This window comes from Nevskiales bacterium, from assembly GCA_035574475.1.
Lineage (GTDB): Bacteria > Pseudomonadota > Gammaproteobacteria > Nevskiales > DATLYR01 > DATLYR01.
In genome coordinates this window covers 1-4,763 of the sequence record DATLYR010000116.1, presented here as the reverse complement: position 1 = coordinate 4,763, position 4,763 = coordinate 1, and the positions used below count along the sequence as shown (strand labels likewise).

The window sequence follows — 4,763 nt, the reverse complement described above, 5'->3', positions numbered from 1 at the left end:
GCCGGGGTACGCGAAAAGATCCGCAGCGCCACGGCGCGCGTGGCCGCCGCATCCGCCTGCAGCCGTGCGCCCGGCCACTCCGCCTGCAGGTCTTCCAGTGCGGCAGGCGCGTCTTCCTCCACGAAGCCGAGATGACAGACACCCTTGTCGGTCAGCCCCAGCAGGCAGCGGCCGAAGGGCGTGTCGTGGAAGCCATAGCGGATCGTGACGCCGGCGCCGCCGCTGCGCCACTGCGCCGGCGTCACTGCGTGCAGTTGCACGAACAGGCCGTGCAGGCGGCTGGGGCTCGACAGCCCAGCGGCATAGGCGGCGTCGAGCAGGTTGGGGGACTGTTTCAGCAGTTCCTCGGCATAACCGGCGGTCAGGCACTGCAGGAAGCGCTTGGGACTGAGGCCGGCCCAGCGCTGGAACAGGCGCTGGAAATGGAACTCGGACAGGCCCAGCTGCGCGGCCACCTCGGCCAGCTTCGGCTGGCGGCGGGCATTCTGCTCCAGGTAGCGAATGGCTTTCTCGATGCGCGCGTAATCGCTGGCAGACATGCGAAGGCTCCTGCGTTTGCCCACCAGCTTAGGCCCGTCGGCGCGCGCCGCAATCCGTTTCTTGCGCTGCGCGTTCAGCGTTTGCGGCACAGCGTCAGGCCGTCGGCGATCGGCACCAGGCTCAGGTCCACGCGCGCATCGGTGTGCACGAAGGCGTTAAAGGCGCGGATGGCCTCGGTGTCGGGTTCGGTATTGCCGGGATCGGCAACGCGCCCGCCCCACAGCACGTTGTCGACCGCGATCAGCCCGCCGGCGCGCAACAACTGCAGGCAGCGCTCGTAGTAGTGGCGGTAGTTGGACTTGTCGGCATCGATGAAGGCGAAGTCGTAGCTGCCCGCGCGGCCGGCGGCGAGCTCTGCATTGAGCGTGTCGAGCGCGGGCGCCAGCCTCAGCTCGATCTTGTGCGCTACGCCGGCTTGCGCCCAGTAGCGGCGCGCGACCGCAGTCCAGTGTTCGTCCACGTCGCAGGCCAGCAGATAGCCATCCTCCGGCAGAGCGAGCGCGGTGCACAGGCTGCTGTAGCCGGTGTACACACCGATCTCGATACAGCGTCGTGCGCCGAGCAGCCGGACGAGCAGTTGCATGAACTGGCCCTGCTCCGGCGCAATCTGCATGCGCGCCATCGGGTCGCGCGCGGTTTCTTCGCGCAGCCGCGCCAGCAGCGGCGGCTCGCGCAGCGACACCTCGGCCAGGTAGGCCTGCAGCGCGTCGGAAAGGCCGAGGGTCTTGTTCGACATGGGCTGGCCGTATGATATCAGCGCATGCCCCCCACCCCGTCCGCCAAGGCCAAGGCCCGGCACAAGCCTGCACCGGCCCGCCGGCGCCCGCGCCCGCAGCCGTTCACGCTGGTCCAGCTCAGCGACACACACCTGTTCGCCGATCCCGAGGCGGCGCAGCACGGCTGGTGCACCCAGGCTTCGCTGGCGGCCGTGCTCGAGGACATCCGCGCGCAGCACCCCGACGCGCTGCTCGTCACCGGCGACCTGGTTCATGACGAAAGCGCGGTCGGCTATTCGCGCCTGGCCGCGGCGCTGCACCGGTTCGGCGTGCCGGTGTGCTATCTGCCCGGCAATCATGACGATCCGCAACGGCTGCAGACCGCATTCGCGCCGCTCGGCGAGGCGGCACCGGCCCGCATCCTGCTCGGCGGCTGGCAGCTCCTGCTGCTCGACGACCACCTGCCCGGCAGCGATGCCGGACTCGTTCCCCAGAACCAGCTCGATCAGCTGGCCTACTGGCTGGTGCGTCACCGCGAACCGGCGCTGATCGCGGTGCATCACCCGCCGGTGCCGGTCGGCAGCCGTTGGCTGGATGCCTCGGGCCTGCGCAACGGCCTCACGCTGCTCAAGCTGGCCGGCCTGCATCCGCAGGTGCGCGGGATCGTCTGTGGCCATATCCACCAGGAACTGGACATGACGGTGGGTGGCGTCCGCGTACTGGCCACCCCGTCCACCGGCCGGCAGTTTCTGCCCCAGAGCGAGAACTTCGCGGAGGATCACGAGGCCTTACCCGGTTACCGCTGCCTGTGGCTTTACCCCAGCGGGCGCCTCAAGACCCGGGTGGTGCGCGTCGCCCGTGCGCGTCACGCAGGATTTAAGTCGATGTCTCACGAAGCCGATGTAAGTCGTGGCATGCAATGAAGAAAACCGGAATACCCACAAAAGCTGTGGATAACTATGTGGAAAATGCTCGGGTGAACACCCTAAGTCTCCGCCGCCGCGGCAGTTTTTACCCTCAGGCCACTTTGTAATCACGTGCAAATAATCTTTTCAAATCATATAGTTGAGGTTACAGTTCGAACCGCTGCCGGGGCCGGTGCCCCGGCATCCCGAAAAGCGCCGCGCGCCCAGGAAAATTGTGCATAACAGCAAAGCGGCCAAACGCCCTTCCCCGAAAGCCTTGCTGCGGCAGCGGCGCAGGGCGGACAAGACCCGGTGTGCGGTGTCGCGCCGACGCAGGCCAGTGGCAGCGGCTTCACCTGCCGTCGTCCTGTGCCTTTCCGGCCACGATCCCAGCGGTGGCGCCGGCCTGCAGGCCGACATCGAGGCGGTGCGGGCGCAGGGCGCGCACCCGGCGACGGTGGTCACCGCGCTGACCGTGCAGGACAGCCGCAACGCTTATGCGGTCGATGCGCTGCCGGCCGCGGGCGTACTCGAACAGGCCGAATTGATTTTCGAAGATTTGCCGGTGGCCTCCGTTAAAATCGGCCTGCTGGGCAGTGTCGAGAACATCGAGGCGGTCACCGGCCTGCTGGCCCGCCACCCGGAGGTTCCGGTGGTGCTGGATCCGGTGCTGCGCGCCGGCGGCGGCGCGGCTTTGGCGGATCAGACGCAGGTCAGCGCTCTGCTGCAGCTGCTGCCGCGGGCTGCGGTGCTGACCCCGAACCTGGCCGAGGCGCGGCAGCTGGCGCACCCCGCGCGCACCCGCGAAGCCTGCGCCGAATTCCTGCTGGCGCACGGTGCGCGCCGGGTGCTGATCACCGGCGGCGACGAAACGGAGAGCGACGAAGTGCTCAACACGCTACACACGACACGGGGCACGCGCAGCTGGCGCTGGCCGCGCCTGCCGCATCGTTATCACGGTTCAGGCTGCACGCTGGCCGCCAGCCTCGCTGCGCGCCTGGCGCTGGGCGAGCCGCTGGAGACGGCGCTGGAAAGCGCACAGCGCTACACCTGGGAAACGCTGCGGCGAGCCTATCGCATCGGCCGCGGTCAGTACTTCCCGCAGCGGCTGGGTCATTGACATGTCCCGGCTCGGCCCACGGCGCGGCCTGTATGCCATCACCGATGCGGCCCTGAGCGCGCGCCGCGGACTGGAGGCGGATGTGGCCGCCGCGATCCGCGGCGGCGCCGTGCTGATTCAGTACCGTGACAAGAGCGGCGATGCCGAGCGCCGCCGGCAGCAGGCCGCGGCCCTGCTCAAAGTCTGTCGCCAATACGGCGTGCCGCTGATCATCAACGACGACGTCGAACTGGCGCGCGCACTCGGCGCCGATGGCGTACACCTGGGCGCAGAGGACGCCAGCCTGCGTGCAGCGCGCGCGCGCCTCGGCCCCGAGGCGATCATCGGCATCTCCTGCTACGACTCGCTGGAGCTGGCGCGCAAGGCCAGGACGGCCGGTGCCGATTACATCGCGTTCGGGGCATTCTTCGACTCGCCGACCAAGCCGGCGGCCGTGCGCGCGCCGCTGACCCTGCTGCAGGAGGCCTGCGCCAACCTGCGCCTGCCGGTGGCGGCCATCGGTGGCATCACGCCCGAGAACGGTGCGGCCCTGATCGAAGCCGGCGCCAGCCTGCTGGCCGTGATCAGTGGCGTGTTCGGCGCCGAGAACCCCGAAACGGCAGCACGCCAGTACGCGGCGCTGTTCAAAGGCAGGCCATGACTTCGTCTGCGGAACTGTTCCGGCGCGCGCAAGCCTACATCCCCGGCGGCGTCAACTCGCCGGTGCGCGCGTTCAAGGGTGTCGGCGGCACACCGCTGTTCATCGCCCGCGCCGAGGGCGCGTATCTCTACGACAGCGAGGGCCGGCCCTACATCGACTATGTCGGTTCCTGGGGACCGATGGTGCTCGGCCACGGCCACCCCGAGGTCGTGCGCGCGGTGCAGGAACAGGCGGTGCGGGGCATCAGCTACGGTGCGCCGACCGAACTGGAAATCGAGATGGCCGAGCGCATCTGCCGGCTGCTGCCCTCGATCGAGCTGCTGCGCCTGGTCAACTCCGGCACCGAGGCGACCATGAGCGCGATCCGCCTGGCGCGCGGCTTCACCGGCCGCGACGGGCTGGTGAAGTTCGAGGGCTGCTACCACGGCCACGCCGACGCGCTGCTGGTGAAGGCCGGTTCCGGCGCGCTGACCCTGGGCGTGCCCACCTCGCCCGGCGTGCCGGCGGACACCGCCCGGCATACGTTGACGCTGGAATACAACGACCTCGACTCGGTCGAGCGCGCCTTCCGGCAGCACGGCGACCAGATCGCCGCCGTGATCGTCGAGCCGGTCGCCGGCAACATGAACTGCATCCCGCCGCTGCCCGGCTTTCTCGAAGGTCTGCGGGCACTGTGCGACCGGTACGGCGCGGTGCTGATCTTCGACGAAGTCATGACCGGTTTTCGTGTCGCACTGGGCGGCGCGCAGGCGCGCTACGGCGTGAAACCCGATCTGACCACGCTCGGCAAGGTGATCGGCGGCGGCCTGCCGGTGGGTGCCTTCGGCGGGCGGCGCGACATC

6 protein-coding genes are annotated in these 4,763 nt (G+C 69.1%); 4 read left to right on the top strand and 2 right to left on the bottom strand.

Going from position 1 to position 4,763, the window contains the following annotated elements; translation table 11 throughout:
* Nucleotides 1-539 (bottom strand): helix-turn-helix domain-containing protein (locus VNJ47_06865; protein ID HXG28550.1); only part of this gene is annotated, 539 nt, incomplete at its 3' end.
* A 74-nt stretch (nt 540-613) separates the two neighbouring features.
* The gene (locus VNJ47_06860) at nt 614-1,276 is read right to left on the bottom strand and encodes a class I SAM-dependent methyltransferase (protein ID HXG28549.1); all 663 of its coding nucleotides are present in this window, start codon (nt 1,274-1,276) and stop codon (nt 614-616) included.
* Between the two features lie 24 nt (nt 1,277-1,300).
* On the opposite strand from VNJ47_06860, the gene VNJ47_06855 reads away from it, so the two are divergent.
* The 4 genes from VNJ47_06855 to VNJ47_06840 all read left to right on the top strand — a co-directional run.
* Nucleotides 1,301-2,179, top strand: a complete 879-nt coding sequence (locus tag VNJ47_06855; GenBank protein HXG28548.1) for a metallophosphoesterase — start codon at nt 1,301-1,303, stop codon at nt 2,177-2,179.
* A gap of 322 nt (nt 2,180-2,501) precedes the next feature.
* Complete coding sequence (locus VNJ47_06850; GenBank protein ID HXG28547.1) at nt 2,502-3,281, top strand: bifunctional hydroxymethylpyrimidine kinase/phosphomethylpyrimidine kinase; 780 nt, start codon at nt 2,502-2,504, stop codon at nt 3,279-3,281.
* Between the two features lies 1 nt (nt 3,282).
* Nucleotides 3,283-3,921, top strand: a complete 639-nt coding sequence (thiE, locus tag VNJ47_06845; GenBank protein HXG28546.1) for a thiamine phosphate synthase — start codon at nt 3,283-3,285, stop codon at nt 3,919-3,921.
* Nucleotides 3,918-4,763 (top strand): glutamate-1-semialdehyde 2,1-aminomutase (locus VNJ47_06840; GenBank protein HXG28545.1); only part of this gene is annotated, 846 nt, incomplete at its 3' end. The genes thiE and VNJ47_06840, both read left to right, overlap by 4 nt.